We start from the raw sequence: 25,546 nt of genomic DNA, 5'->3' as shown, positions 1-25,546 counted from the left end.
CGAAATCTCCGTCGCCTTCGTTCGGGACGGCATCGCTCCAGGGCCGTGGACTCGACCGGCATGGGACTTTCGAGCCGCCGGGGCTCGCCGCAGTAGGGTGAAGGCATGGTCACACGGATTAACCCCAGCATCCTCGCCGCCGACTTCGCCAATCTCGAACGGGACCTGGGGCGCATCCGCACCGCCGACCTGGTGCACGTCGACATCATGGACAACCATTTCGTACCGAATCTGACGTTCGGACCGCCCGTCGTCGACCGCCTCGCCCAGGTCTCCCCGTTGCCCTTCGACCTGCACCTGATGATCGAGAATCCGGAGCGTTGGGCGCTCGGCTACGCCGAAGCCGGCGCGTTCTCGGTCACCTTCCACGCGGAGGCCACGACCAACCCGGTCGGCCTGGCCCGCAAGCTGCGCTCGATCGGCGCCCGGGCCGGCATCGCGCTCAAGCCCGGCACGGCCATCGAGCCCTACCTCGAGCTACTGCCCGAATTCGACCAGGTGCTCGTGATGACCGTCGAACCCGGCTTCGGGGGGCAGAGCTTCATGCCCTCCACCATGCGCAAGCTTCGCACCCTGTCGGAGGCCGTGAAGAAGTCCGGCCTGGACGTCTGGCTGCAGGTCGACGGCGGCATCACCGAGGACACCATCGTCATCGCCGCCGAGGCCGGGGCGAACACGTTCGTCGCCGGCTCCAGCGTGTTCAACGCTGCGGACCCGGCGAAGCAGATCGCCCTGTTGCGCGCCGCAGCGACCGAACACCAGCATGCGCACTAGTACCCTAGTCAGGTGAAGACTTTTGACAACCTGTTCGCTGAACTGAGCGACAAGGCACGGACCCGCCCCGACGGCTCGGGAACCGTGCGCGAACTCGACGCCGGCGTACATGCCATCGGCAAGAAGATCGTCGAAGAGGCCGCCGAGGTCTGGATGGCCGCCGAGTTCCAGAGCGACGACGAAACCGCCGCCGAGATGAGCCAGCTGCTGTACCACGTGCAGGTGATGATGCTGGCGAAGGGGCTGACCCCCGCCGATCTGTATCGCCATCTGTGACGCGCCATCAGAGAGACTCCACCCGGTTGACCCCGTGAGACCTGTTCGCCAGAACGTGAAGACGCAGAGAGTGCCCAAATGCTGAGAATTGCCGTGCCCAATAAGGGCTCCTTGTCCGAAACCGCCGCGCAGATGCTGTTCGAGGCCGGCTACACGGGCCGCCGCGACCCGCGCGACCTCGTCGTGGCCGACCCCCGCAACGACGTGGAGTTCTTCTACTTGCGTCCCCGCGACATCGCCACCTATGTGGGCTCCGGAGCCCTCGACGTGGGAATCACCGGGCGCGACCTGCTGCTCGACTCGGGCTCCACCGCCCAGGAGATCGCCAGCCTCGACTTCGGCGACTCCACCTTCCGCTTCGCCGGCCCCGCAGGCCGCTTCACCGACCTGGCCGACCTATCCGGCCTTCGCGTCGCCACCAGCTACCCCGGACTGGTCGAGGCCTTCCTCGCCGAGCACGACGTCAGCGTGACTCTGGTCACCCTCGACGGCGCGGTCGAGTCCGCCGTCCAGCTCGGCGTGGCGGATGCCGTCGCCGACGTCGTCTCCACCGGCTCCACTCTGCGCAAGGCCGGCCTCGAGATCTTCGGCCCGGTCATCCTGCAGTCAACAGCCGTGCTGATCAGCTCCGAAAACGACAAGCCCGGCATCGCGACCCTCCTGCGCCGCTTGCAGGGCGTGCTCGTGGCCCGCCAGTACGTGCTGATGGACTACGACATCCCGCAGACGCTCCTCGACGACGCCTGCCTGCTGGCGCCCGGCATCGAGTCGCCCACCGTATCGTCCCTGCACGACCCGGAATGGGTTGCCGTGCGTGTGATGATCCCGCGCCTGAACACGAACCACGTCATGGACGCCCTCTACGAGCTCGGGGCGCGCGCCATCCTGATCAGCTCCATTCACAACGCCCGCTTGTAACGGGCTGACCGGCGGTACCCAGATGCGGCGACACACAATGGAGGCACAATCGTGAGTCTTTCGGTGCGGGTCATACCCTGTCTCGACGTGGCCGACGGCCGCGTGGTCAAGGGAGTGAACTTCCAGAATCTGCGAGACGCGGGCGATCCGGTCGAACTCGCCCGCCGGTACTACGAGCAGGGAGCCGACGAACTCACCTTCCTCGATGTGACCGCCACGGTGGACAACCGTGCCACCACCTATGACGTCGTGCGCGCCACCGCAGAGCAGGTCTTCATCCCGCTTACGGTGGGCGGCGGCATCCGCACGGTCGAGGACGTGTCCCGGCTGCAGGCCAGTGGTGCCGACAAGGTCGGAGTCAACAGCGCCGCCATCACGCGGCCCGCCCTGATCGGCGAGATCGCCGACCGGTTCGGCTCCCAGGTTCTCGTGCTTTCTCTTGACGTGAAGCGCAGCGGGCGCACCGAGTCCGGCTTCGTCGTCACTACCCACGGTGGCCGCACCGAAACCGACCTGGACGCTCTCGCCTGGGCGCAGACGGCCATCGGGCTGGGGGTCGGCGAGCTGCTCGTCAACTCCATCGACGCCGACGGAACGAAGGCGGGCTTCGACGTCGAACTCATCACGCTGATGCGCGCCCTGAGCACCGTTCCGGTGATCGCCTCCGGCGGCGCCGGCCGGGTCGAGGATTTTCCCCCGGCCATCGCCGCGGGGGCGGATGCCGTGCTTGCGGCATCCGTGTTCCACAGCGGCCAGCTGACCGTCGGCGACGTCAAGGCGGAGCTCAGGCGCGCCGGAATGCCCGTGCGCTGATGATGCTGTGCCTTACCCGACCCGAAACGGCTCCGTAAATGACCGATGTGCTCTCCACCCTCGACGACGCCCTGGCCAGGGCCGTCTTCAACTCCGACGGCCTGTTACCGGCGGTGATCCAGCAGTGGGACACCGGTGAGGTGCTCATGCTCGGCTGGATGAACCGGGAAGCGCTGCGCCGCACGCTCACCGAGGGGCGCGTGACGTTTTGGTCGCGCAGTCGCCAGGAATTCTGGCGCAAGGGCGACACCTCCGGCCACGGCCAGTATGTGAAGTCCGCCGCGCTCGACTGTGACGCGGACACCCTCCTGGTGCAGGCGGACCAGATCGGAGCAGCCTGCCACACCGGCTCCCGCACCTGCTTCGACGGGCGCGGCATCGAGGTCGTGACCGGCGCCCGCCCCGCGGCACCCGACGTGGCAGCAGACCGGGCAACCACCCAAAAACCGAGGGACTGACCATGGCACCGAACAGCTCCGGCACAGCCCCGTCGACCACCGCCGGGCAGTTCGCGCGTCAGATCGACGACCACCGGGTGTTCCCCGTGGTGCGCGAACTCTTCGCCGACGGCGAAACCCCGGTGGGCATCTACCGCAAGCTTGCTGCCGGCCAGCCCGGTAGCTTCCTGCTCGAGTCCGCCGAGCAGGGCGGCATTTGGTCGCGGTTCTCGTTCGTGGGCGTGTCCTCGTTCGGCGTGTTGACCCAGCAGGGCGACGAGACCCGCTGGCTCGACTACGGCCTCTCGGCCGAGCGCGCCCTCGGCGACGCCGCCGGCCTAGGCCCGCTGGCGGCTCTCGCGGCCCTCCACGAACGCTGGGAAACCCCGCGCATGCCCGGCCACCCACCCCTGACCGGCGGCCTCGTCGGATTCATCGGCTGGGAGGCGATCCGCCAGATCGAGCGCCTGCCGAATCGCCCGCCGGCGGACTACGACGTGCCGGGCCAGGCCTTCAGCTTCGTGGCCGACCTCGTCGTGATTGACCACAAATACGGCACCGTGCAGCTCATCGCCAACGTTCTCAACGACGGCCACGACGAACCGGGCGCCCTCTGGGAGGCCGCCCAGGACCGGCTCGACGCCCTGCAGGCTCGCCTGGCCGAGCCGTCCGAGACCTGGCTCGCCGAGGTCGACCTCGCCACGCCCGCCTCCCCGGCGAACCGCACCCGGCGTGAGGACTTCCTCGCCGCGGTCGACATCGCCAAGGAGCACATCGTCGACGGCGACGTGTTCCAGGTGGTCGTCTCCCAGCGGTTCGACCAGGAGTGCACGGCGGACCCCATCGACGTCTACCGGGTGCTGCGCAGCCTCAACCCGTCGCCCTACATGTACCTGCTGAGCCTGGAATCGCCGGAGAAGGAGACCTACTGGATCGTGGGCTCCTCCCCGGAGGCCTTGGTGAAGGTGCAGAACGACCGCGTGTTCACGCATCCGATCGCGGGCTCGAAGCCGCGCGGCACGACCCCGGAGGCCGACGCCGACTTCGAAGCCGAGCTCGCGGGCGACGCCAAGGAACGCGCCGAGCATCTGATGCTCGTGGACCTGGCCCGCAACGACCTGCTCAAGGTGTGTGCACCAGGCTCGGTCGAGGTGACCGAGTTCATGCGCATCGAGCGGTTCAGCCACATCATGCACCTCGTCTCGTCGGTGGAGGGGAACCTGCTGCCGGGCCGGTCCGCTATCGACGTCTTCCGCGCCACGTTCCCGGCCGGCACTCTCTCCGGGGCCCCGAAACCGCGCGCCCTCGAGATCATCGACGCGCTCGAGCCCGCGCAGCGCGGCGTGTACGGGGGAGTGGTCGGCTACTTCGGGTTCGCCGGGGACGCGGACCTGGCCATCGCCATCCGGACCGCCACGATTATGAATGGCGTCGCCCGCGTGCAGGCAGGCGGCGGCCTCGTCGCGGACTCCGACCCGGCGTCGGAATACCTGGAGTCACAGAACAAGGCCGCGGCGCCCCTCCGCGCGGTCGCGGTCGCGAACGCCATGAAACGGGTGCGCTAGGTGGCATCCGCACGGCGCCTCAAGCTCGGGCACATCCTCGTGGTGCTGGCGGCCAGCGGTCTGGCCCTGCTGGCCTGGACCCAAGTCTGGGTGAACGTCATCGTGGGGCAGTCCGGCTCGGCCGTGCACAGTCTCGAGGTGGCCGGCTCCACGGCCGCCCCCGGGGTGACAGCCCTCGCCCTCGCCGGACTGGCCCTCGCCGGTGCCCTGAGCATCGCCGGTCCCGTCATCCGGGTGGTCCTCGGCCTGCTGGAGGTTCTGCTCGGCTTCTCCGTATGCCTCTCGGCTTTTTTGGCCGTCACCGATCCGGCGGCAGCCAGTGCCGGCGCGGTCACCGATGCCACCGGGATCTCTGGCGCAGGCTCGGTCGTCGACGCCGTCGCCTCGGCGGCCGTGACGCCATGGCCGTTCATCGCGCTGTTCGCCGGCGTGGTCATGGGCGGCGCCGGGGTCGGGGTGCTCGTCACCTCCAGGCGTTGGCCCGGACCGACGTCCCGCTACCAGGCCGTGCGATTCGAAGCGGCCGAGTCGGCCGAGGCGACGGATGCCGACGGTCCCGACGCCGCGGACGTTTCCGCACCCGAACGTGACGCCGTCGACGACTGGGACGGGCTGAGCCGCGGCGAAGACCCCACCACCCCGCACTGAATCGAGACCAGATTCCCGGTTGCACCTGGTGCGCTGGGGAGGCCGGGGAACCGTGGGGCCGCTAGACTTGGCTAGCCCGTCAACGCACAAAAGGAGAACCATGAGCTTCGAATCGGTAGACCCAGGTGAAGGCCATTCGATCGCGGCCTGGACCGCCGTCACCATCATGCTTCTCGCCGTCGCGATCGGCACCGTCGCCTTCTTTCTGGTGATCCCATGGCTCGTCTGGGCATCCGTCGGCCTGCTGGTGGTTGGCCTGCTGGTCGGCTGGATCCTCGCCAAAATCGGCTACGGCGTAGCCGATACGGCTCACCTGGACCACTAGTCGAGTGCTGTCTGATCTTCTAGCCGGGGCCGTCGCCGACGCTGAACTTCGTCGGGCCGCCCGTCCGTTCTCCATCGTCGAGGCAACCGCTCTCGATCAAACTCCGGCGATCGATGCCCTGGCGGTGCTCGCACCCGCGGATCAGGTCAAGATCATCGCGGAGGTCAAGCGCGCCAGCCCGTCTCGGGGCACCCTGGCCGAGATCTCGGACCCTGCCGCCCTCGCCGTCTCCTACGAGTTCGGCGGCGCCAGCGCGATCAGCGTGCTCACCGAAGGCCGCAAGTTCCTCGGCTCCCTGTCAGACCTCGAGCAGGTTCGATCCGCCGTGCGCATCCCGGTGCTGCGTAAAGACTTCATCGGTCTGCCGTACCAGGTCTTCGAGGCCAGGGCGGCAGGTGCCGACATGGTTCTGCTCATCGTCGCCGCACTTGACCAGACCACCCTGGTCTCCCTGCACGACCTCGTGCGCCAGCTCGGCATGACCGCGCTGGTCGAGACCCACAGCGCCGAGGAGGTCGACCGTGCCCTGGCCATCGGCGCAAGCCTCGTCGGGGTGAACGCCCGCGACCTGTCCACGTTTCAACTCGATCAGGACCTGTTCGGCCGGCTCGCGGACCGGATCCCCTCGGGTGTCGTCCGCGTCGCCGAGTCGGCGGTCAAGACCGCCGCCGACGTGGCGCACTACCGCGCCGCCGGCGCCGACATCGTGCTCGTCGGCGAGGCCCTCGTCACAAGCGATCCCATCCGAACCCTCTCCGAATTCCTGGCGGTTTAAATGTCAACGTCCCTCAGAACAGAAGCAGGCCCGTACTTCGGCGACTTCGGCGGGAGGTTCGTGCCGGAGTCCCTCGTGGCTGCCCTCGACGAGCTGACCGACGAGTACGCGCTGGCACGGCAGGACCCGGCCTTCGCGGCCGAGTTGATGGAATTGCACCGGAGTTACACCGGGCGCCCGTCCATCATTACCGAGGTGCCCCGGTTCGCCGCGCACGCCGGCGGTGCCCGCATCATCCTCAAGCGGGAAGACCTCAACCACACCGGCTCGCACAAAATCAACAATGTGCTCGGCCAGGCACTTCTCACCAAGCGCATCGGCAAGTCTCGCGTCATCGCCGAGACGGGCGCCGGGCAGCACGGCGTGGCGGCCGCGACGGCGGCCGCCCTGTTCGGGCTCGACTGCGTCGTCTACATGGGCGAGGTCGACACGGAGCGCCAGGCCCTGAACGTGGCCCGGATGCGACTGCTCGGCGCCGAGGTCGTGCCGGTCAAGACCGGCTCCCGCACCCTGAAAGACGCCATCAACGACGCCATGCGTGACTGGGTCACCAACGTCGAGACCACCAACTACATCTTCGGTACCGTCGCCGGGCCGCATCCGTTTCCGGCCATGGTGCGCGACTTCCAGAAAATAATCGGCGAGGAGGCCCGCCAGCAGGTTCTGGACCTCACCGGCCGCCTCCCCGACGCGGTCACCGCCTGCGTCGGCGGTGGTTCGAACGCCATGGGTATCTTCCACGCGTTCCTCGACGACCCGGAGGTGGCTCTGGTCGGCTACGAGGCCGGCGGTGACGGCGCGGAGACCCTGCGCCATGCGGCGACGATCACCAAGGGGCGCCCCGGCATCCTGCACGGCGCCCGCAGCTTCCTGCTGCAGGACGAAGACGGTCAGACCGTGGAGTCGCACTCCATCTCTGCGGGTCTGGACTACCCGGGGGTGGGCCCGGAACATGCGTGGCTCGCCAGTATCGGCCGGGCCACCTACCTGCCGGTCACCGATGACGAGGCGATGAGCGCCCTCCGGCTGCTCAGTCGCACGGAGGGCATCATCCCCGCCATCGAGTCGGCGCACGCCCTCGCCGGCACCTTGGACCTCGGCAAGAAGCTCGGACGCGACGCCACCATCCTGGTAAACCTCAGCGGACGCGGCGACAAGGACATGGAAACCGCGGGTCGGTACTTCGACCTGCTCGACAAGGGTGCGGAACAGTCATGAGCACGGAAACAGGTACGGGCCCCAGGACCGGAACGACGAGCACGGTCGAGGCGACAATCGCCCGGCGCCGCTCCGAGGGCGGCGGGGCTCTGATCGGCTACCTGCCCGTCGGGTTCCCCACCCTGACCGAGAGCATCGACGCGGCCGTGGCACTCGCGCAGAACGGTGTCGACGTCATCGAGCTGGGCCTGCCGTACACCGATCCCGTCATGGACGGGCCAGTGATCCAGGCGGCCACCCAGCAGGCTCTGGCCAACGGCTTCCGGCTGCGGCACGGGATCGAGGCCGTCGCGGCGATCACCGCCCAGGTGAACGTGCCCGTTCTGGTCATGACCTACTGGAACCCGATCATGCAGTACGGCGTGGACCGGTTCGCCGACGACCTGCTCGCGGCGGGAGGCGCCGGGCTGATCACGCCCGACCTCATCCCCGACGACGCGGCCGCCTGGGTGGGAGCCAGCACGCGAACCGGACTCGACCGTGTCTTCCTCGCCGCCCCGTCGTCGTCCGACGCCCGGCTGCGTCAGGCAGTGGACGCCAGCCGCGGTTTCGTCTACGCGGTCTCCACCATGGGAATCACCGGCGCCCGCGCCGACGTGGACTCCGCCGCGCGGGTGCTCATCGACCGCCTCCGCGCCGTCGGGTCCACCAGCGCGTGCGTCGGGCTCGGCATCTCCACCCCGGAGCAGGTGCGGGAGATCCTCGCCTACGCCGATGGTGCCATCGTCGGTTCCGCCCTGGTCAAGGCACTGTCCGACGGGGGAGTGCCGGCCCTGGCCGCCCTCACCCGTGACCTCGCGGCCGGTGCCCGGGATCTGCGCCCCGCCGTCTGATACCCGCCATCGCAGCACCCAAAAGCTAAGGTAAGTTGTCCGAGGCGGTCACGGGGCCTCCCCGGCGCCACGATGAAAGGTAGTCCCCAGGTGTCTTTTCTTCTGAGCATCCCGAGCCCGAGCCCCGAATGGAGCTCCTTCACCCTCGGCCCGTTCACCATCCACGCCTACGCCCTCTGCATTCTGGCAGGGATCATCGCCGCCACCGTCATGACGAGCCGCCGACTGTCTGCGCGCGGAGGCGAGCCGGGCGTGGTGCTGGACATCATCCTGTGGGCCGTTCCGCTCGGCATCGTCGGCGCGCGCTTCTACCATGTGTTCACTCACCCGTCCGACTACTTCTTCGAGGGTGCCAACCCTCTCGAGGTGTTCGCCATTTGGAACGGCGGCAACGCCATCTTCGGAGCACTTCTGGGCGGGGCCGTCGGCGCGTACATCGGCTGCCGCATCTCGGGCATCCGGTTCTGGGCCTTCGCGGACGCCCTGGCACCGGGAATGCTGGTGGCGCAGGCCATGGGCCGTCTCGGCAACTGGTTCAACGAGGAGCTCTTCGGTCTGCCGACCGACCTGCCCTGGGGCCTCGAGGTTTCCGCGGCGAACCCGGCCCTCCCGATCGGACTTCCCCCCGAAACGCTGTTTCACCCCACCTTCCTCTACGAGATGATCTGGAACGTGGTCGGCGTCGTCCTGATCCTCGCGATCGAACGCAAGGTTGCGCTCCGCTGGGGCAAGGCCTTCGGCGTCTACCTGATCTGGTATGGCCTCGGCCGCAGCTTCTTCGAGTCGATCCGGGTCGACCCGAGCGAGATGTTCTTCGGCCTCCGCACCAATGTGTGGGCCGCCTTTGCCGCCATCCTGCTGGGCATCATCCTGATCGTCGTGCAGAGCAAGCGCCACACGGGCCTGCCCGCGAGCGTGTACGTTCCCGGCCGCGAGTGGAAGGGGCCCGACGCTGAGGTAGAATCTGATGAGTTTGATTCGGACCCCGAGGATCACGGTGATGAGGCCGTCGGTCCCGCCGGATCAGTCGACGTTGCAGCCACAAGCACCAGCAACTCGCGCCTCTAGGCTCAGGTTGACATCAACCTGTTCCACGGCTTGTGACCCGGTATGACGGGCCGCCGCGCACATGTCTACCTGAGCGGGCCAGCGTCGTCCCCACTCGCCAGTTACTTTCGTGAGGACGGTCCAATGCCGCAAACACCCCTCTTCTCGCGCTTCAGCGCAGTGCCGAAGCCGCAGGGCCTGTACAACCCGGCCGATGAGCGCGATGCCTGCGGCCTCGCCATGGTCGCCACGCTTCGGGGCACCGCCGGGCACGACATCATCACCCTCGCCCTCGACGCGCTCCGCAACCTCGAGCACCGCGGTGCGGTCGGATCGGATGCCGGAACCGGAGACGGCGCGGGCATCATCACTCAGGTTCCCGACGAGTTCCTGCGGGCGGTCGCCGATTTCGCCCTGCCCGCGGCGGGCCGCTACGCCGTCGGCAATGTGTTCCTGCCGGTCGATCCCACCAAGCGCAGCGGCATCAAGCGCCAAATCAACCGGATCGCCCTCGAAGAGGGACTGGTGATCCTCGGCTGGCGCGAAGTTCCCGTGCGCCCCGACGAGGTCGGCACCCTGGCGCGCGCAGCCATGCCCGCCATCCAACAACTGTTCGTGCAGAGCGTCCGCACGACTGAGGCCGGCGACACGCTCGGCAACATCGCGCTGGACCGCCAGGCCGTCAGGCTGCGGAAGCGCGCCGAACGCGAGCTGGAGATCTACTTCGCCTCACTGTCCTGTCGCACCGTGGTCTACAAGGGAATGGTCACGACGCTTCAGCTGGAGCCGTTCTACCCGGACCTGTCCGATCCGCGCTTCGTCTCCAAGCTCGCCCTTGTGCACTCCCGCTACTCCACCAACACGTTCCCGTCCTGGCCGCTCGCGCAGCCGTTCCGCATGATCGCGCACAACGGCGAGATCAACACGGTTCAGGGCAATCGCAACTGGATGCAGGCGCGCCAGTCCCAGCTCGAATCCGACCTGCTCGGCGATCTGGCGCCGCTGCTCCCGATCGTCACCCCCGGCGGCAGCGATTCGGCCTCGTTCGATGAGGTCGTTGAGCTGCTCAGCCTGTCGGGGCGTTCGCTCCCGCACGCCGTCATGATGATGGTGCCGGAGGCCTGGGAAAACCAGACCGACCTCGACGCCGAACGCCGCGCGTTCTACGAGTACCATTCCATGCTGATGGAGCCGTGGGATGGCCCGGCCGCGATCGTGTTCACCGACGGATCCCTCGTCGGCGCCACCCTCGACCGCAACGGGCTGCGCCCCGGCCGCTACCTCATCACCGACGACGGTCTCGTCGTGCTCGCCAGCGAGATCGGAGTGCTCGACATCGACCCCAACCGGGTGGTGCGCAAGGGCCGCCTGCGTCCCGGCAAGATGTTTCTGGTCGACACGGTCGCCGGACGCCTGATCGAAGACGACGAGATCAAGGCCGACCTCGCGGCGAGCGAGCCGTGGGGAACCTGGCTGGACGCCGGGCGCATCAACCTCAAGGATCTGCCCGAGCGGGAGCACATCGTGCACCCGCCGGCATCCGTCGTGCGCCGCCAGCGCACCTTCGGCTACACCGAGGAGGAGGTGCGCATCCTGCTCGCGCCGATGGCTCGCCTCGGCGGGGAACCGCTCGGCGCGATGGGCTCCGACACCCCTATCGCCGTGCTCAGCGACCGACCCCGGCTGCTCTTCGACTACTTCACGCAGCAGTTCGCCCAGGTGACCAACCCACCGCTCGACTCGATCCGCGAGGAAGTTGTCACTTCCCTCAAACTCGGGCTCGGTCCGGAACGCAACCTCCTCTCGGTGGGCCCCGAGCACGCCCGGCAGGTCGTGCTCGACTTCCCCGTGATCGACAACGACGAGTTGGCGAAGATCCAGCACATCGACACCGCGCCGGGCAGCCGCACCACCAGGACCATTCGCGGGCTCTACCGGTTCGAAGACGGGCCGGACGCCCTCGAGGCCCGCATCAAGGAGATGTGCGCCGAGGCCGACGCCGCCATCGACGACGGCGCGATGTTCCTCGTTCTCTCCGACCGGGATTCCAACAAGGACCTGGCACCGATCCCGTCGCTGCTGATGATTGCCGCGGTTCACCACCACCTGATCCGCACCGAGAACCGCATGAAGGTCGGCATCGTGGTCGAGACCGGCGATGTGCGCGAGGTGCACCACGTCGCCCTCCTGATCGGCTACGGCGCATCCGCCGTGAACCCGTACCTTGCGATGGAAACGTGCGAGGATTTGGTGCGCAGCGGCTACATCACGACCGGCACGCCCGAACAGGCCGTGCGCAACGTGATCAAGGCCCTCGGCAAGGGCGTGCTCAAGATCATGTCCAAGATGGGGATCTCGACCGTCTCCTCCTACGCCGGTGCGCAGACCTTCGAGGCCGTGGGACTGAGCCAGGAATTCATCGACCAGTACTTCACCGGCACCACGAGCAAGCTCGGCGGCATCGGCATCGAGGTGGTTGCGGCCGAGAATGAGGCCCGGCACCGGGCCGCCTACCCCGAGGATGCCGCCGTCACCGCGCACGAACGCCTCGCGACCGGAGGTGAGTACCAGTGGCGCCGCGACGGGTCTCCGCACCTGTTCAACCCGGACACCATTTTCCGGCTCCAGCACTCCACCCGCACGCGCAGCTACGACATCTTCCGCGAGTACACGAAACTCGTCGACGACCAGGCGTCGAGCCTGATGACGCTGCGCGGCATGTTCACCTTCACCACCGGCAAGCGCCACCCCGTACCGCTGGACGAGGTGGAACCGATCTCCTCGATCGTGAAGCGCTTCGCGACGGGGGCGATGAGCTACGGCTCGATCTCCGCCGAGGCGCACGAGACCCTCGCCATCGCAATGAACCGCCTCGGCGGCAAGTCGAACACCGGTGAGGGTGGAGAAGACCTTGACCGTCTGCTCGACCCGGAGCGACGCAGCGCCGTCAAGCAGGTGGCTTCCGGCCGGTTCGGTGTGACCAGCATGTACTTGTCCCACGCCGACGACATCCAGATCAAGCTGGCGCAGGGAGCCAAGCCCGGCGAGGGCGGCCAGCTGCCGCCCACGAAGGTCTACCCGTGGATCGCCCGCACCCGGCACGCGACCGCCGGCGTCGGCCTGATCTCGCCGCCCCCGCATCACGATATCTACTCGATCGAAGACCTCAAACAGTTGATCTTCGACCTGAAGCGGGCGAATCCGACCGCGCGCATCCACACCAAGCTGGTCAGCCAGTCCGGTATCGGCGCGGTCGCCGCCGGAGTGGCCAAGGCACTGTCCGACGTCATTCTCATCTCCGGTCACGACGGCGGAACCGGCGCGAGCCCGCTCAACTCCCTCAAGCACGCGGGGACTCCCTGGGAACTCGGCCTGGCCGAAACGCAGCAGACCCTGATGCTCAACGGGATGCGCGACCGGGTCGTGCTGCAGGTCGACGGCCAGTTGAAGACCGGCCGTGACGTCATCATCGGAGCGTTGCTCGGCGCCGAGGAGTTCGGCTTCGCGACCGCCCCGCTGATCGTGGAGGGCTGCGTCATGATGCGTGTCTGCCACTTGGACACCTGCCCCGTCGGGGTGGCCACCCAGAATCCCGAGCTGCGCAAACGTTTCACCGGCAAGGCCGAGCACGTGATCAACTTCTTCGAGTTCATCGCTCAGGAGGTGCGCGAGTACCTCGCCGAGCTCGGATTCCGCAGCCTCGACGAGGCCATCGGCCACCGGGAGGTGCTCGACGTCAACGGGGCGCTGACGCACTGGAAGGCCTCCGGACTCGATCTGTCGCCCGTCCTCGTCGGTCCGGACTTCTCCGCGGGGGAGCCCCGGCAGTCCGGTCGCCCTCAGGAGCACGAGCTCGAGCTCCACTTCGACAACGAACTGATCCGGCAGAGCGCCAGTGTGCTTGAACACGGTGGGCAGGTCTCGATCTCCCTGCCCATCCGCAACACCGAGCGGGCCGTGGGCACCATGCTCGGTCACGAGGTCACCGTGCGTCACGGCGAGAACGGGCTGCCGTCCGGTTCCATCGACGTCACCCTCACCGGCAGCGCCGGACAGTCCTTCGGCGCGTTCCTGCCGAGCGGCATCATCCTGCGGCTCGAGGGTGACTCCAACGACTACGTCGGCAAGGGTCTCTCCGGTGGGCAGATCACCGTGCGACCCGACCGGGGCAGCCTGTTCCCGGCCGAGCAGAACGTGATCGCCGGTAACGTCATCGGCTACGGCGCGACCCAGGGCAGCATGTTCATCCGCGGCATCGTGGGCGAACGTTTCCTGGTGCGCAACTCCGGCGCCACCGCCGTCGTCGAGGGCGTCGGTGATCACGCCCTCGAGTACATGACCGGGGGACTGGCGGTCATCCTGGGCGAAACGGGGCGCAACCTGGGTGCCGGCATGTCTGGCGGAACCGCCTACGTCTACGGTCTCCGTACCGAGGATGTCAACCGGCAGGCCCTCGACTCCGGCGAACTCACACTTCTGCCGCTCGGCGGCGCGGACCGCGAGATCGTGCGTGACTTGCTCGAACAGCATCATGACCAAACCGAATCCGCCCTGGCGGCCCGGCTGCTGGCCGATTTCGAGACCACCATGTCCACATTCGTCAAGGTGCTACCGCGCGACTACGCGGCCGTCCTGGCAACCAGGCAGGCCGCTGTCACCGAGGGCCTCGACCCCGATGGCGTCGTCGTTTGGAACCGCATTCTGGAGGCAACCAATGGCTGATCCGAAGGGATTCCTGAAGACCACGGACCGGGAGCTTCCGGCCCGCCGTCCCGTATCCGTTCGTCTGATGGACTGGAAAGAGGTCTACGAGCAGGGCGACGCGACGCAACTGAAACGCCAAGCCGGCCGCTGTATGGACTGCGGTGTGCCGTTCTGCCAGCAGGGCTGCCCGCTCGGCAACATCATCCCGGAGTGGAACGACCTCACCTGGCGGGACGAGGGCCGTCAGGCCATCGAACGTCTCCATGTCACCAACAACTTCCCGGAGTTCACCGGGCGTCTCTGCCCGGCACCCTGTGAGTCGGCCTGCGTTCTCGGAATCAGTCAGCCGCCGGTCACGATCAAGCAGGTTGAGGTCTCCATCATCGACCAGGCCTTCGCCAACGGATGGGTTCAGCCCCAGCCGCCCGGACGCCTCACCGGCAAGACGGTCGCGGTCGTCGGCTCGGGCCCGGCCGGCCTCGCGGCCGCGCAGCAGCTCACGCGGGCCGGTCACACGGTGGCGGTCTTCGAGCGCGACGACCGGATCGGTGGGCTTCTGCGTTACGGCATCCCGGACTTCAAGATGGAGAAGAAGCACCTCGAGACCCGACTCGGCCAGATGACGGCCGAGGGCACCCGCTTCCGCGCAGGCGTCACCATCGGCGTCGACATCACCTGGGATGACCTCCGGGCCCGCTATGACGCTGTGGTGGTCGCCACGGGTGCCCTGGTACCCCGCGACCTGCCGATCCCCGGGCGCGACCTGCCCGGAGTGCACTTCGCCATGGAATACCTCGTGCAGCAGAACAGGGTCGGCGCCGGCGACACGGTCGACCAGCAGATCACCGCCGAGGGCAAGCACGTGGTCGTACTCGGCGGCGGCGACACCGGCGCCGACTGCATCGGTACCGCTCACCGCCAGGCCGCGGCATCCGTCACGAATCTCGCCATCGGCCGCCAACCGGGCACGGAACGGGCGGAACACCAGCCGTGGCCGCTGTCTCCGACGCTGTTCGAGGTGTCGAGCGCCCACGAAGAGGGCGGCAACCGCGAGTACCTGGTGTCGACGGTGGAGTTCCTGGCCAACGAGGTGGGCGAGGTGCGCGCCATCCGCGTGGCCGAGACCGAATTCCGGGGCGGACGCCGGGTGCCCAAGGCCGGAACGGAGCGCGAGATCCCTGCGGATCTGGTTCTCCTGGCCATGGGCTTCACCGGACCTGAATCGCGCGAGCTGACGGACCAGCTGCACGTGCCGGTCGATGGGCGGAGTAATGTCGAACGTGACGTTAATTACCAGACCAGCCATGAAGGCGTGTTCGTTGCTGGTGATGCCGGCCGTGGCCAGTCGCTCATCGTCTGGGCGATCGCCGAAGGTCGGGCTGCTGCGGCAGCCGTCGACAAATTCCTCGAAGGCGAGACACAACTGCCTGCACCGGTCAAACCGACCGATCATGCCTTCGCAATCTGATTGGTCACTGATCCAGTGATTCGATTCCAAGAGATCCACCACCCCGTGGTCTCCCGACCATCAACAGAGAATATGCGCCGAAACAGCGCGGAAACCGGAGTTTTTTCAGTATGAGACGCGCCAAAATTGTCGCCACGCTCGGGCCGGCAGCAGCCAGCTACGATCAAATTCGTGCCCTTATCGATGCCGGTGTCGACGTCTGCCGGATGAACCTGAGCCACGGGGACTACCAGGTCCACGAGGGTGTTTATGCGAATGTACGCAAAGCAGCGAACGACTCCGGCCGTGCCGTCGCCGTAATGGTCGACCTGCAGGGACCGAAGATCCGTCTCGGGAAATTCGAAGGTGGCCCTTACGAACTGGCCTTCGGAGACATTTTTAAGATCACCACAGAAGAAATCCTCGGTACCAAGGAACTCTCCGGCACCACCTACAAGGGCCTGCCCCAGGACGTCAGGCCCGGCGACTTCCTGCTGATCGACGACGGCAAGGTCAAGGTCGAGGTGGTGGCCACGAACGACACCGTCGTGACGACCAAGGTGATCGTCGCCGGTCCCGTGTCGAACAACAAGGGCATCAACCTGCCCGGTGTCGCCGTGAACGTGCCGGCCCTGTCCGAAAAGGACGAGGCCGACCTGCGCTGGGGTCTCCGCCTCGGCACGGACCTGATCGCGCTGTCGTTCGTTCGGGATGCCGCCGACATCACCCGCGTGCACGAGATCATGGCCGAAGAAGGACGCCGCGTTCCCGTGATCGCGAAGATCGAGAAGCCGCAGGCCGTGGAGAACCTCGAGGGCATCGTCGACGCGTTCGACGCCATCATGGTGGCCCGTGGCGACCTGGGCGTGGAGCTGCCGCTCGAGGCCGTTCCGATCGTGCAGAAGCATGCGGTCGAGCTCGCTCGTCGCATGGCCAAGCCGGTCATCGTGGCGACCCAGATGCTCGAGTCCATGATCCACAGCCCGGTGCCGACCCGCGCGGAGACGTCTGACGTCGCCAATGCCGTGCTCGACGGCGCGGATGCGGTCATGCTCAGTGGCGAGACCAGCGTCGGCGAGTACCCCGTCGTCACGGTCCAGACGATGGCGCGGATTGTCGCGTCGACCGAGGACCACGGCCTGGAGCGTATCGTTCCGCTGACGAACAAGCCGCGTACCCAGGGCGGTGCCATCACCCTGGCCGCCATCGAGGTCGCCGAATTCGTCGAAGCGAAGTTCCTGTGCATCTTCACGGAGTCCGGTGACTCGGCCCGACGGATGTCCCGGCTGCGGTCGAAGATCCCCATGCTGGCCTTCACCCCGGAGCCCGGTATCCGTCGCCGACTGGCCCTCACCTGGGGAATCCAGACCTACCTGGTCGACCGGGTCACCCACACGGACGCCATGTTCGGACAGGTGGATGACATCCTGCTGGGCCAGGGTCTGGCCCAGCTCGGAGACAAGGTCGTCGTTATCAGCGGTTCCCCTCCCGGAATCGCGGGTTCCACGAACGACATCCGTGTGCACCGCGTCGGCGATGCCCACAATGAAGTTCACCCGGCGTACGCGAAGAAGTAGCGCCGCGACGAAGAAAGCCCCGCCGCCCGGCTTCGGGTGGCGGGGCTTTCTCGAGCTGTCCAGATCTGCGCGGCACAGCCCAGCACCGGGAATCTGTGACCCACCGCCCCCGGGCGACACCCTGTTCCCCTTCAGTGTCGCCCATGAGGCTGTGCGCGTGAACACTCCGAGCCGGAGCACGACTGGACGGTCCGTGGCGTGCGCGGGTCCCCCGACCCGGTAGCGTGGACATGTCCAACCATATTTCAGGCTAGCACCTGTTGGACATGTCTAATGTCACGGTCCGGCACCACGGGGCAGCGGCGCACAGGGGGGAGCGGGACGTGAACTACGGAGCACGCACGGAGCGGGCGCGCGAACTGGTGGCCACCCTCACCCTCCCGCGTCCGCTGACCGCCGCGACGCTGCACCGGTACATGGAAGGTCTGCGCGGCAAGGCGATCATGATTCGTGCGGCGAGTCCGCGGCTCGTGGAATTCGGAGTCTGCGGGCTGTGGATCGAGGTCGCCGGAGAGAATTTCGAGCGCATCCACCATGCACCGACGACCTCCGCCGTGCACCGCCAGCAGTTCATCAACCATGAGTTCGGCCACATGATCCTGCGGCATGAGAAGCAGCTGATTCCGGCCTTGCGGGTCGCGTTGCTCGCACCCCTGATCCCGCTCGACTCGATCGCGTACGCGCTGTCCCGCAGCAACTTCACCGACGAGCAGGAAGCCCTCGCCGAGGCGATCGGCGACCGGCTGGCCCTGATCATGCTCGGAGACAGCGCCGACACGGCCAACGGCCCCCGAACCGGTTTCGGCCGGGTGCTGTAGTGCAGATCATCCTGCTATCGGTGTCGGCGTTGATCTGGATCGCCACAATATCGTGCGTGCCGTCAGTCCTTCGCGGTCGTCGTCGCCGTCTCTTCTGGGTCCTCGTTGCTTTCGGGACGACAATGAGCCTGCAGCCTTACGTCGTGTACAACGCCGTCGACGGACTGCTGGGTGGGGACAACGTCGCCTACTTCAGCTTTCATGCAACGGCGATCGTTACCATTGGTCTCCTGAACGGCATCGTGCAGGAGGCCGTGTCCGTGGGCGGTCTCACGCGGCGTAGGAATCAGGTGACCGCACTCGTCACGGGCGCAATTGTCACCGCCCAAGCTGTCCTATTCTTCGGCGGCGACTGGCGTTTTCGAGAGCAGATCCACGAGGCTTTTCCGAATCGTTGGGATTTCGCCGCCTACTCGTCCACCACGTGGATTGCGATGGCCCTCTTCTCCGTGTCGGTCGGTGCGGCATGCGTGTCCGATCTGCGCCATCAGCATCGGTTGATCACTCGGGCGTCTCTCGCTCTCGTTGTGCTCGGTTGCCTCGGGGCGCTGGTCTACACGATCGTCAGCTTCGCGAGCGTGACCGCAGCCCTTCTCAGTCCGGACTTCTCCTTCGACGGGTGGCCCTACACCGCTTACCACATCGCCCTCGCCACCGCTCCCGTCTGCCTCGGCCTGGGTTTGGGTCTGACTGCCATGGAAGCGGGTATCCGGGCCCTGGCGAAGACCAGCCGCGACCGGGTGCTGCTGTGGCGGATCACTCCGTTGTGGGAGCGCCTGCTGGCCGGGTCTCCGGAGCTGAGCATCGAGCGCGACCTCTCGCGCGCCGGGCTACTCCTCGTGCGGGCTCCCGGCGCTCACCTGTACCGGCGTTACGTCGAGGTGCGGGATAGCCTGTTCCTCGACCCAGACCAGAGCCTGACGGTATCCGAACGGGTACTGATCGACGCCACCGAGGACCACGTGCGGGCCATCCCCGCCGCAGCTTCGATCGTCACCACCCTTGCCCGCCCCGTGACACCCCGACAGGACCACACATCGTGATTGACCCGCGAGCAGCCGACGACAGGCGCAGCATCCCCGGCGAACCGATCAGTCCGCAGCGGGAACTGGCACGCAAGCTCAACCTCCTGCTTGACGTGGTCGTCGCCGAGGGCAACACGCCGCATACTTACAAGCAGATCGCCGCTGGACTGCAGGCGCGGGGCCTGTCACTGTCCCGAGCACGGTGGGCCTACATGATCACCGGGGACGGACCTCTCGTGACAGACGTCGACCTGCTCACGGGCATCGGCGAGTTCTTCCGTATCCCGCCGGAGTACCTGCTGGGCTCTGACGGCGACCTCCCGGACCGCGTCGACTCCCAGCTCGCGTTCGTGAAAAGCCTGCGCGCCCAGCGCGTGGTGAACTTCGCGGCACGCACGCTCGGGGATGTGTCCCCGGAGACGCTGCGGTCGATCACCGCGCTCCTTGAAGAGGACATGCAGCGCGGCGAAGCCGCGCGACCCGCTGAGGGCTGACGGACTGACGGGCTGGCCGACGCGCCGACGGGCGCTGACGCCCCGGCAGAGCCGAAGCGGCCCGTCGCGGCGGGAATTTCTGCCTGGGGGTGTTGGTACCGGTGGTGGGACTCGAACCCACACGTCCTTGCGAACAAAGCATTTTGAGTGCTCCGCGTCTGCCATTCCGCCACACCGGCTCACAACACCTGCATCAGAATACCGTAGGCTTTCCCCCGTGACCGACCAAGACTCCACCCCAGTACCTCCTCGCCGCGTTGTCGTTGCCGAGGATGAGTCCCTCATCCGCCTCGACATCGTCGAAATCCTTCGTGACGCCGGATTCGAGGTGGTCGGTGAAGCCGGCGACGGAGAAACCGCTGTCGCCCTGGCCACCGAGCTGCGGCCCGACCTGGTCATCATGGACGTGAAGATGCCACACCTCGACGGAATTTCCGCGGCCGAGCGCATCACCAAGGCGCACATCGCCCCCGTCGTTCTGCTGACCGCGTTCAGCCAGAAAGAACTCGTCGAGCGCGCCACGGAAGCCGGCGCGCTGGCCTACGTGGTCAAGCCGTTCACCCCGAACGACCTGCTGCCCGCGATCGAGATCGCCCTCTCGCGCTACAGCCAGATCATCACCCTCGAAGCCGAGGTGGCCGACCTCGTCGAGCGCTTCGAGACCCGCAAACTCGTCGACCGCGCCAAGGGCCTGCTCAACGAGAAGATGGGCCTCACCGAGCCGGAGGCGTTCCGTTGGATCCAGAAAGCGTCCATGGACCGCCGGCTCACCATGCACGACGTCGCCCAGGCGATCATCGAGCAACTCAGCGCCAAAAAATAACCGTCGGCGGCCGGGCAGATCACCCGTCGGGGTTGATGCCCGGCCGTTTTTCGCGCTGGGGTCTTACGCCTCGGGCCGGTTCGGCAGTTCCTTGATCAGATTGGTGATCCGGATCGTCGAGCAGCGACGACCCTGATCATCCGTGACCGCGATCTCGTGCGTCGTGAGCGTACGACCCAGGTGCACCGGCGTGCAGACGCCCGTGACGAAGCCCGACGTCGCCGACCGGGTATGCGTGGCATTGATCTCGATCCCCACCGCCAGGCGGCCGGGACCGGCATGCAGATTGGCGGCCATCGAGCCCAGCGACTCGCCGAGGACCACGTAGGCCCCGCCGTGCAGGAGCATCGCGGGCTGCGTGTTGCCCTCGACCGGCATCCGTGCTACGGCCCGCTCAATCGTGAACTCCACGAACTCGATGCCCATCTTTTCGGCCAGGGAGCCGGCTCCGCGCTGCTGGACCCACTCGAGGGCGTCCGTGGTCTGCTGGATCATAGTCACCTTCGGTCGCTGCACCTGCCCGCGCCGGATGACGCTTGTAGGCTGTCTCTGTGTCAGATTCCGAAAAGCCTACCCTGATGATCATCGACGGCCATTCCCTCGCCTACCGGGCGTTCCACGCCCTCCCCGTGGACAGTTTCCAGACCCACGACGGGCAGCACACCAACGCCATCCACGGGTTCCTGTCCATGCTGCTCAGTCTGCTGCGCAACGAGAAGCCCACGCACATCGCCGTGGCGTTCGACATCTCGCGGTTCTCCTTTCGCACTCGCGAATACGCCGACTACAAGGGCACGCGGGCCAGCACGCCGAGCGAATTCATCGGGCAGGTGCCGTTGCTGCAGGAGGCCCTGGCCGCGATGAACATCACGACGCTGACCAAGGAAGACTTCGAGGCCGACGACATCCTCGCCACCCTGTCCGTGCGCGGCAACCAGGAAGGCTTCCATGTCCTGGTGGTCTCGGGGGACCGGGACACGATCCAACTCGTCAACGAAAACGTCACCCTGCTCTACCCGGCCAGCCAGGGCGTCTCGGCGCTCACCCGCTACGACCCGGCCCGGGTGCGCGAGAAATACGGCATCGAGCCGGCACAATACCCGGATGTCGCGGCCCTGGTCGGCGAGACCAGCGACAACCTGATCGGGATCTCCAAGGTGGGGGAGAAGACCGCCGTGAAGTGGCTCGGCCTCTACGGCAGCCTCGCCGGCATCCTGGATCACGCCGAGGAGATCAAGGGCGTCGTCGGCAACAACCTGCGCGAGCAGAAAGAGAACGCGATCCGCAATCGGCGGCTCAACCACCTCGTCACCGACCTCGACCTCCCGGTGGAGCTCCCCGACCTCGTGCGGTGCCCCATCGACGAACCGGCCGTGCGCGCCGTGTTCGGCCGGCTCGAGTTCCGCACCCTGCTTGACCGCGTGATCAAGCTTGAGGGCGCCGGCGCGACCGAAGGCGTCGCCGTGGTCGTGCCGGAGGAAGTGCTGGTCGCCGCGCCTCAGGCCCCCGCCGCCCAGGACCTGCTCGACGAGGAGCTGGCCGCGTGGATCGCCCGGGCCGCGGTCGCCTCCCCGCAGGGCCTCGCTCTCTCCGTAGAAGTACACGAGGGCAAGGCCATTGGCTTCGGAGTGTCCGGACCGACCGAGTCGGTCAACCTGCCCTGGCAGCCCGGACGCGCGGACTACCTCGCATTCGAGGCCTGGCTGGCCAGCGACTCGCCCAAGATCATGCACGACGCCAAGAGCCAGATCAAGGCGCTCCGCCGCAGCAACCTGGACTTTTCGGGGCTGGTGTTCGACAGCCTGATCGCGGGCTGGCTACTGCGCCCCGGGGTACCGGACAAAACCCTCGCCACCCTCGTCTTGCGATACCTGGGCGAAACCCTGCCGCTGACCGACCCCAACCAGCTGATCCCGGCCGAGAACGAGGCCGGGGGCGTGCCGGTGGAGTCCTGGTACACGTTCCGGGTGGCCGCGGCCATCGACGCACTGCTCGACGACGGGTCCCGCGAAGTGCTCACCACCATCGAGATGCCCACCCTGCTGGCCCTCTCCGACATGGAACTGGCCGGCGTGGCCGTCTCCCATGACCAGTTGTCGGCACTGTCCGGCCAGCTGGGCGAGCGCGCCGCCGGGTTGGCCGCCGGCGCCTACGCCGAGATCGGCCGCGAGGTGAACCTCGGTTCACCCAAGCAGTTGCAGGAGGTACTGTTCGATCAACTCGGCATGCCTAAGACCCGGGCGAACAAGACCGGGTTCTCCACGGATGCCGGGGCTCTGGCTGACCTGCAGACCAGCAACCCACATCCGTTCCTTGACATGCTGTTGCAGCACCGCGACGCCACCAAGCTGCGCCAGATCGTGGAGACCCTGGACAAGGCCATCGACGAGACGGGCCGTATCCACACCACGTACGTGCAGATCGGCACGGCCACCGGTCGGATCTCCTCCACCGACCCCAACCTGCAGAACATCCCGGTGCGCACCGAAGAGGGCCGCCGCATCCGGGCCGCATTCCACGCGGCCAACGGGGCCGAATGCCTACTCACCGCCGACTACTCGCAGATCGAGATGCGCATCATGGCGCACCTGTCCGGCGACGCGGGACTGATCGAGGCCTTCAACGCCGGCGAGGACCTGCACCGGTTCGTCGGCGCCAGCGTGTTCGGCGTGGCGCCGGAAGACGTCACGAACGAGATGCGCTCCAAGGTCAAGGCCATGTCCTACGGCCTGGCCTACGGGCTGAGCGCCTTCGGTCTGTCCCGGCAGCTGCGCATCGAGACGAAGGAGGCCAAGCAGCTCATCACAGACTACTTCGCCCGGTTCGGCGCGGTGCGGGACTACCTGCGCAATGTCGTCGAGCAGGCCAAAATGGATGGCTACACGGCCACCATATTCGGCCGCCGCCGCCCGTTCCCCGAGCTGCACAGCGCCAACCGGGTCGTGCGCGAGAACGCGGAGCGCGCGGCCCTCAACGCACCGATCCAGGGGTCGGCCGCCGACATCATGAAGATCGCGATGAACGGGATCGCCGTGGACCTGGTCGACCGCAATTTGGAGTCGCGCATGCTGCTTCAGGTACACGACGAACTGATCTTTGAGGTCGCCCCGGGGGAGTGGGATGCGCTCCGCCAGATCGTGACGCACCGGATGGAGACCGCAGCGGACCTGTTGGTGCCGCTTGACGTGCAGGTCGGCCGAGGCGACAACTGGGATGCCGCCGCCCACTAGGCAGCGACTGCCAGCCGCCCGAATGCGAGGTCCGGCGCTCCGCCCACGGTCGAGCGCGTGTTCTAGGCTCGGGTCATGACATCCGACAAGCAGCGCACCCCCACGGCGATCGACCGGATCGCCGAGGACTGGGTGGACACCCTCGTCGACATCGACCCGACCGTGGGCACGTACATCGGCCGCACCGAGGTTGACGGCCGCTTCGGCGACTACTCCCCGGACGGCCTGGACCGCAGGGTCGACGCGGCCCGATCCTTCATCACCCGCCTCGACGCGGCCACGGCCGTCGACGACGTCGACGTCGTCACCCGCACCGACCTGCGCAGCTCGCTCGCCCTCGACGTCGAGAGCGCCGAAGCCGGACTGCCGCTGCGCGACCTGAACGTGATCGCGTCGCCGGCCCAGGGCATCCGGGAGGTCTTCGACCTGATGCCCACCGCCACCGTCGGCGACTGGGACACCGTTTCCGCCCGCCTGCGCGCCCTGCCCGGGGCCATCGACGGCTACATCCAGACCCTGCGTCTCGGCATCGAGCGCGGCAGTATGCCTGCCCGGCGTCAGGTGCAGGAAGTCATCCTGCAGGCGCGGCGCCACGCGGCGAAGGACGGCTTCTTCGCCGAGTTCGCCGCCAACGCCGGCCATGGCACGGGATCCCTCCCGGCCTCGCTGGCCAAGGATCTCGACACCCGGGCGCGCGCCGCGGCCGCGGCCTACGGAACGCTGGCGGATTTCCTCGGCACCGAGCTCGAGGGCAGGGCCCCCACCCGCGACGCCATCGGTCGCGACCTCTACCTCCTGCAGTCCCGCCGTTTCCTCGGCGCGACCATCGACCTCGACGAAACCTATGAGTGGGGCGTGGAGGAGCTGGCTCGGATGGTCGCCGAGCAGGAGAGCATCGCCGACCTGATCAAGCCGGGCGCGAGCGTGCACGAGGCCATTGCGTTCCTCGACACCGAACCCAGCCGCAAGCTGCACGGAACCGACGCCTTGCAGAAATGGATGCAGGAGACCAGCGACCGAGCCGTCGCCGAGCTTTCCGAGACCCAGTTCGACATCCCTGACGAGATCAAACGCCTCGAGTGCCTGATCGCCCCCACCCAGGAAGGCGGCATCTACTACACCGGGCCTACGGACGATTTCTCCCGCCCGGGCCGGATGTGGTGGTCGGTGCCGGCCGGGATCACCGAATTCGACACCTGGCGCGAATTGACCACCGTCTACCACGAGGGCGTGCCCGGCCACCATCTGCAGATCGGCCAGGCCGTCTACAACCGGGCCAAGCTGAACACCTGGCGCCGCCAGCTGGCCGGCACCTCGGGTCACGCCGAGGGCTGGGCGCTCTACGCGGAACGTCTGATGGAGCAGCTGGGCTACCTCGACGACCCGGCCGACCGTCTCGGAATGCTGGACGGGCAGCGGATGCGCGCCGCCCGCGTCGTCCTCGACATCGGCGTGCACCTCGAGAAGCAGCTGCCCGACGGTTCGGGCCCCTGGACCGCCGACTACGCCCTGGAGTTCCTGGGTCGGAACGTGAACATGAACGCGAGCTTCGTCAAGTTCGAGGTGAACCGGTACCTCGGCTGGCCGGGGCAGGCCCCGTCCTACAAGGTCGGCCAGCGCATTTGGGAGCAGCTGCGGGACAGGTACAGGGAGCGCGAGGGCGACGCCTTCTCGATCAAGGAGTTTCACCGCAAGGCCCTCGATCTCGGCGGGGTCGGCCTGGACACCCTCCAGGCGGCGATGCTCGGCTAACGTTCGGGGTCGATCGGGGTCGATCGGGGTAGTTTCGGTGGGGGGAC

At 67.3% G+C, this 25,546-nt stretch carries 22 protein-coding genes and 1 tRNA gene; 21 read left to right on the top strand and 2 right to left on the bottom strand.

Annotated elements, in window-relative coordinates; genetic code table 11:
• The first annotated feature begins 105 nt into the window (after positions 1 to 105).
• From rpe to E3O18_RS01260, 18 genes are all read left to right on the top strand, one after another.
• Complete coding sequence (rpe, locus tag E3O18_RS01345; RefSeq protein ID WP_134342455.1) at positions 106 to 774, top strand: ribulose-phosphate 3-epimerase; 669 nt, start codon at positions 106 to 108, stop codon at positions 772 to 774.
• A 12-nt stretch (positions 775 to 786) separates the two neighbouring features.
• Complete coding sequence (locus E3O18_RS01340) at positions 787 to 1,050, top strand: phosphoribosyl-ATP diphosphatase (protein WP_134396111.1); 264 nt, start codon at positions 787 to 789, stop codon at positions 1,048 to 1,050.
• Positions 1,051 to 1,128: 78 nt separating this feature from the next.
• Entirely contained in the window at positions 1,129 to 1,968 is an 840-nt protein-coding gene (hisG, locus tag E3O18_RS01335) for an ATP phosphoribosyltransferase (RefSeq protein WP_134396110.1), read from the top strand.
• 51 nt (positions 1,969 to 2,019) lie between these two features.
• Entirely contained in the window at positions 2,020 to 2,781 is a 762-nt protein-coding gene (gene hisF, locus E3O18_RS01330; protein WP_134396109.1) for an imidazole glycerol phosphate synthase subunit HisF, read from the top strand.
• 38 nt (positions 2,782 to 2,819) lie between these two features.
• Complete coding sequence (hisI, locus tag E3O18_RS01325; protein WP_134396108.1) at positions 2,820 to 3,239, top strand: phosphoribosyl-AMP cyclohydrolase; 420 nt, start codon at positions 2,820 to 2,822, stop codon at positions 3,237 to 3,239.
• Positions 3,240 to 3,241: 2 nt separating this feature from the next.
• Complete coding sequence (locus E3O18_RS01320; RefSeq protein WP_134396107.1) at positions 3,242 to 4,783, top strand: anthranilate synthase component I; 1,542 nt, start codon at positions 3,242 to 3,244, stop codon at positions 4,781 to 4,783.
• Positions 4,784 to 5,431: a Trp biosynthesis-associated membrane protein gene (locus E3O18_RS01315; RefSeq protein WP_134396106.1), complete on the top strand. Its 648-nt coding sequence runs from the start codon at positions 4,784 to 4,786 to the stop codon at positions 5,429 to 5,431.
• Positions 5,432 to 5,531: 100 nt separating this feature from the next.
• Positions 5,532 to 5,756 (top strand): DUF6704 family protein, encoded by a 225-nt coding sequence (locus E3O18_RS01310; protein ID WP_134396105.1) that lies wholly within the window; start codon positions 5,532 to 5,534, stop codon positions 5,754 to 5,756.
• Positions 5,757 to 5,760: 4 nt separating this feature from the next.
• Entirely contained in the window at positions 5,761 to 6,531 is a 771-nt protein-coding gene (gene trpC, locus E3O18_RS01305; RefSeq protein ID WP_134396104.1) for an indole-3-glycerol phosphate synthase TrpC, read from the top strand.
• On the top strand, positions 6,532 to 7,749 hold the full coding sequence (gene trpB / locus E3O18_RS01300) for a tryptophan synthase subunit beta (protein ID WP_134396103.1): 1,218 nt from the start codon (positions 6,532 to 6,534) through the stop codon (positions 7,747 to 7,749).
• Positions 7,746 to 8,582, top strand: a complete 837-nt coding sequence (gene trpA / locus E3O18_RS01295; protein WP_134396102.1) for a tryptophan synthase subunit alpha — start codon at positions 7,746 to 7,748, stop codon at positions 8,580 to 8,582. The genes trpB and trpA overlap by 4 nt, the downstream gene beginning before the upstream one ends.
• Before the next feature lie 90 nt (positions 8,583 to 8,672).
• Entirely contained in the window at positions 8,673 to 9,650 is a 978-nt protein-coding gene (lgt, locus tag E3O18_RS01290; protein ID WP_241973245.1) for a prolipoprotein diacylglyceryl transferase, read from the top strand.
• Positions 9,651 to 9,773: 123 nt separating this feature from the next.
• On the top strand, positions 9,774 to 14,351 hold the full coding sequence (gltB, locus tag E3O18_RS01285; RefSeq protein WP_134396100.1) for a glutamate synthase large subunit: 4,578 nt from the start codon (positions 9,774 to 9,776) through the stop codon (positions 14,349 to 14,351).
• Complete coding sequence (locus E3O18_RS01280; RefSeq protein WP_134396099.1) at positions 14,344 to 15,801, top strand: glutamate synthase subunit beta; 1,458 nt, start codon at positions 14,344 to 14,346, stop codon at positions 15,799 to 15,801. Before gltB ends, E3O18_RS01280 begins: the two co-directional genes overlap by 8 nt.
• A 110-nt stretch (positions 15,802 to 15,911) precedes the next feature.
• On the top strand, positions 15,912 to 17,357 hold the full coding sequence (pyk, locus tag E3O18_RS01275; protein ID WP_134396098.1) for a pyruvate kinase: 1,446 nt from the start codon (positions 15,912 to 15,914) through the stop codon (positions 17,355 to 17,357).
• Between the two features lie 323 nt (positions 17,358 to 17,680).
• Positions 17,681 to 18,175, top strand: a complete 495-nt coding sequence (locus tag E3O18_RS01270) for a hypothetical protein (RefSeq protein WP_134396097.1) — start codon at positions 17,681 to 17,683, stop codon at positions 18,173 to 18,175.
• 122 nt (positions 18,176 to 18,297) lie between these two features.
• Positions 18,298 to 19,218, top strand: coding sequence for a DUF6545 domain-containing protein (locus E3O18_RS01265; protein WP_134417280.1), 921 nt, complete (start codon positions 18,298 to 18,300; stop codon positions 19,216 to 19,218).
• Complete coding sequence (locus E3O18_RS01260) at positions 19,215 to 19,694, top strand: hypothetical protein (RefSeq protein WP_241976546.1); 480 nt, start codon at positions 19,215 to 19,217, stop codon at positions 19,692 to 19,694. Before E3O18_RS01265 ends, E3O18_RS01260 begins: the two co-directional genes overlap by 4 nt.
• 93 nt (positions 19,695 to 19,787) lie before the next feature.
• Here E3O18_RS01260 and E3O18_RS01255 read toward each other — a convergent pair.
• A tRNA-Leu gene (locus E3O18_RS01255) sits at positions 19,788 to 19,873 on the bottom strand.
• Between the two features lie 38 nt (positions 19,874 to 19,911).
• On the opposite strand from E3O18_RS01255, the gene E3O18_RS01250 reads away from it, so the two are divergent.
• Positions 19,912 to 20,517, top strand: coding sequence for a response regulator (locus E3O18_RS01250; protein WP_104100541.1), 606 nt, complete (start codon positions 19,912 to 19,914; stop codon positions 20,515 to 20,517).
• Positions 20,518 to 20,580: 63 nt separating this feature from the next.
• On the opposite strand, the gene E3O18_RS01245 is transcribed toward E3O18_RS01250, so the two are convergent.
• Positions 20,581 to 21,012, bottom strand: a complete 432-nt coding sequence (locus E3O18_RS01245; protein ID WP_134396095.1) for a hotdog fold thioesterase — start codon at positions 21,010 to 21,012, stop codon at positions 20,581 to 20,583.
• Between the two features lie 56 nt (positions 21,013 to 21,068).
• On the opposite strand from E3O18_RS01245, the gene polA reads away from it, so the two are divergent.
• Positions 21,069 to 23,747, top strand: coding sequence for a DNA polymerase I (gene polA, locus E3O18_RS01240; RefSeq protein ID WP_134417278.1), 2,679 nt, complete (start codon positions 21,069 to 21,071; stop codon positions 23,745 to 23,747).
• Positions 23,748 to 23,822: 75 nt separating this feature from the next.
• Positions 23,823 to 25,499 (top strand): DUF885 domain-containing protein, encoded by a 1,677-nt coding sequence (locus E3O18_RS01235; protein WP_134396093.1) that lies wholly within the window; start codon positions 23,823 to 23,825, stop codon positions 25,497 to 25,499.
• Positions 25,500 to 25,546 lie beyond the last annotated feature (47 nt).

It is taken from the genome of Cryobacterium sp. TMT2-42-4 (assembly GCF_004402645.1).
In the GTDB taxonomy this organism is placed as follows: Bacteria; Actinomycetota; Actinomycetes; order Actinomycetales; family Microbacteriaceae; genus Cryobacterium; species Cryobacterium sandaracinum.
Note: the sequence above shows the minus strand (reverse complement) of the source record. Positions and strands in the feature narration are given on the sequence as shown.

Excerpts from the sequence above, each read along its gene's own strand:
- rpe (WP_134342455.1), top strand. The coding sequence starts at position 106 with ATGGTCACACGGATTAACCCCAGCATCCTCGCCGCCGACTTCGCCAAT.
- hisG (WP_134396110.1), top strand. The coding sequence starts at position 1,129 with ATGCTGAGAATTGCCGTGCCCAATAAGGGCTCCTTGTCCGAAACCGCC.
- hisI (WP_134396108.1), top strand. The coding sequence starts at position 2,820 with ATGACCGATGTGCTCTCCACCCTCGACGACGCCCTGGCCAGGGCCGTC.
- E3O18_RS01320 (WP_134396107.1), top strand. The coding sequence starts at position 3,242 with ATGGCACCGAACAGCTCCGGCACAGCCCCGTCGACCACCGCCGGGCAG.
- E3O18_RS01310 (WP_134396105.1), top strand. The coding sequence starts at position 5,532 with ATGAGCTTCGAATCGGTAGACCCAGGTGAAGGCCATTCGATCGCGGCC.
- trpB (WP_134396103.1), top strand. The coding sequence starts at position 6,532 with ATGTCAACGTCCCTCAGAACAGAAGCAGGCCCGTACTTCGGCGACTTC.
- trpA (WP_134396102.1), top strand. The coding sequence starts at position 7,746 with ATGAGCACGGAAACAGGTACGGGCCCCAGGACCGGAACGACGAGCACG.
- gltB (WP_134396100.1), top strand. The coding sequence starts at position 9,774 with ATGCCGCAAACACCCCTCTTCTCGCGCTTCAGCGCAGTGCCGAAGCCG.
- E3O18_RS01280 (WP_134396099.1), top strand. The coding sequence starts at position 14,344 with ATGGCTGATCCGAAGGGATTCCTGAAGACCACGGACCGGGAGCTTCCG.
- pyk (WP_134396098.1), top strand. The coding sequence starts at position 15,912 with ATGAGACGCGCCAAAATTGTCGCCACGCTCGGGCCGGCAGCAGCCAGC.
- E3O18_RS01265 (WP_134417280.1), top strand. The coding sequence starts at position 18,298 with ATGAGCCTGCAGCCTTACGTCGTGTACAACGCCGTCGACGGACTGCTG.
- E3O18_RS01245 (WP_134396095.1), bottom strand. The coding sequence starts at position 21,012 with ATGATCCAGCAGACCACGGACGCCCTCGAGTGGGTCCAGCAGCGCGGA.
- E3O18_RS01235 (WP_134396093.1), top strand. The coding sequence starts at position 23,823 with ATGACATCCGACAAGCAGCGCACCCCCACGGCGATCGACCGGATCGCC.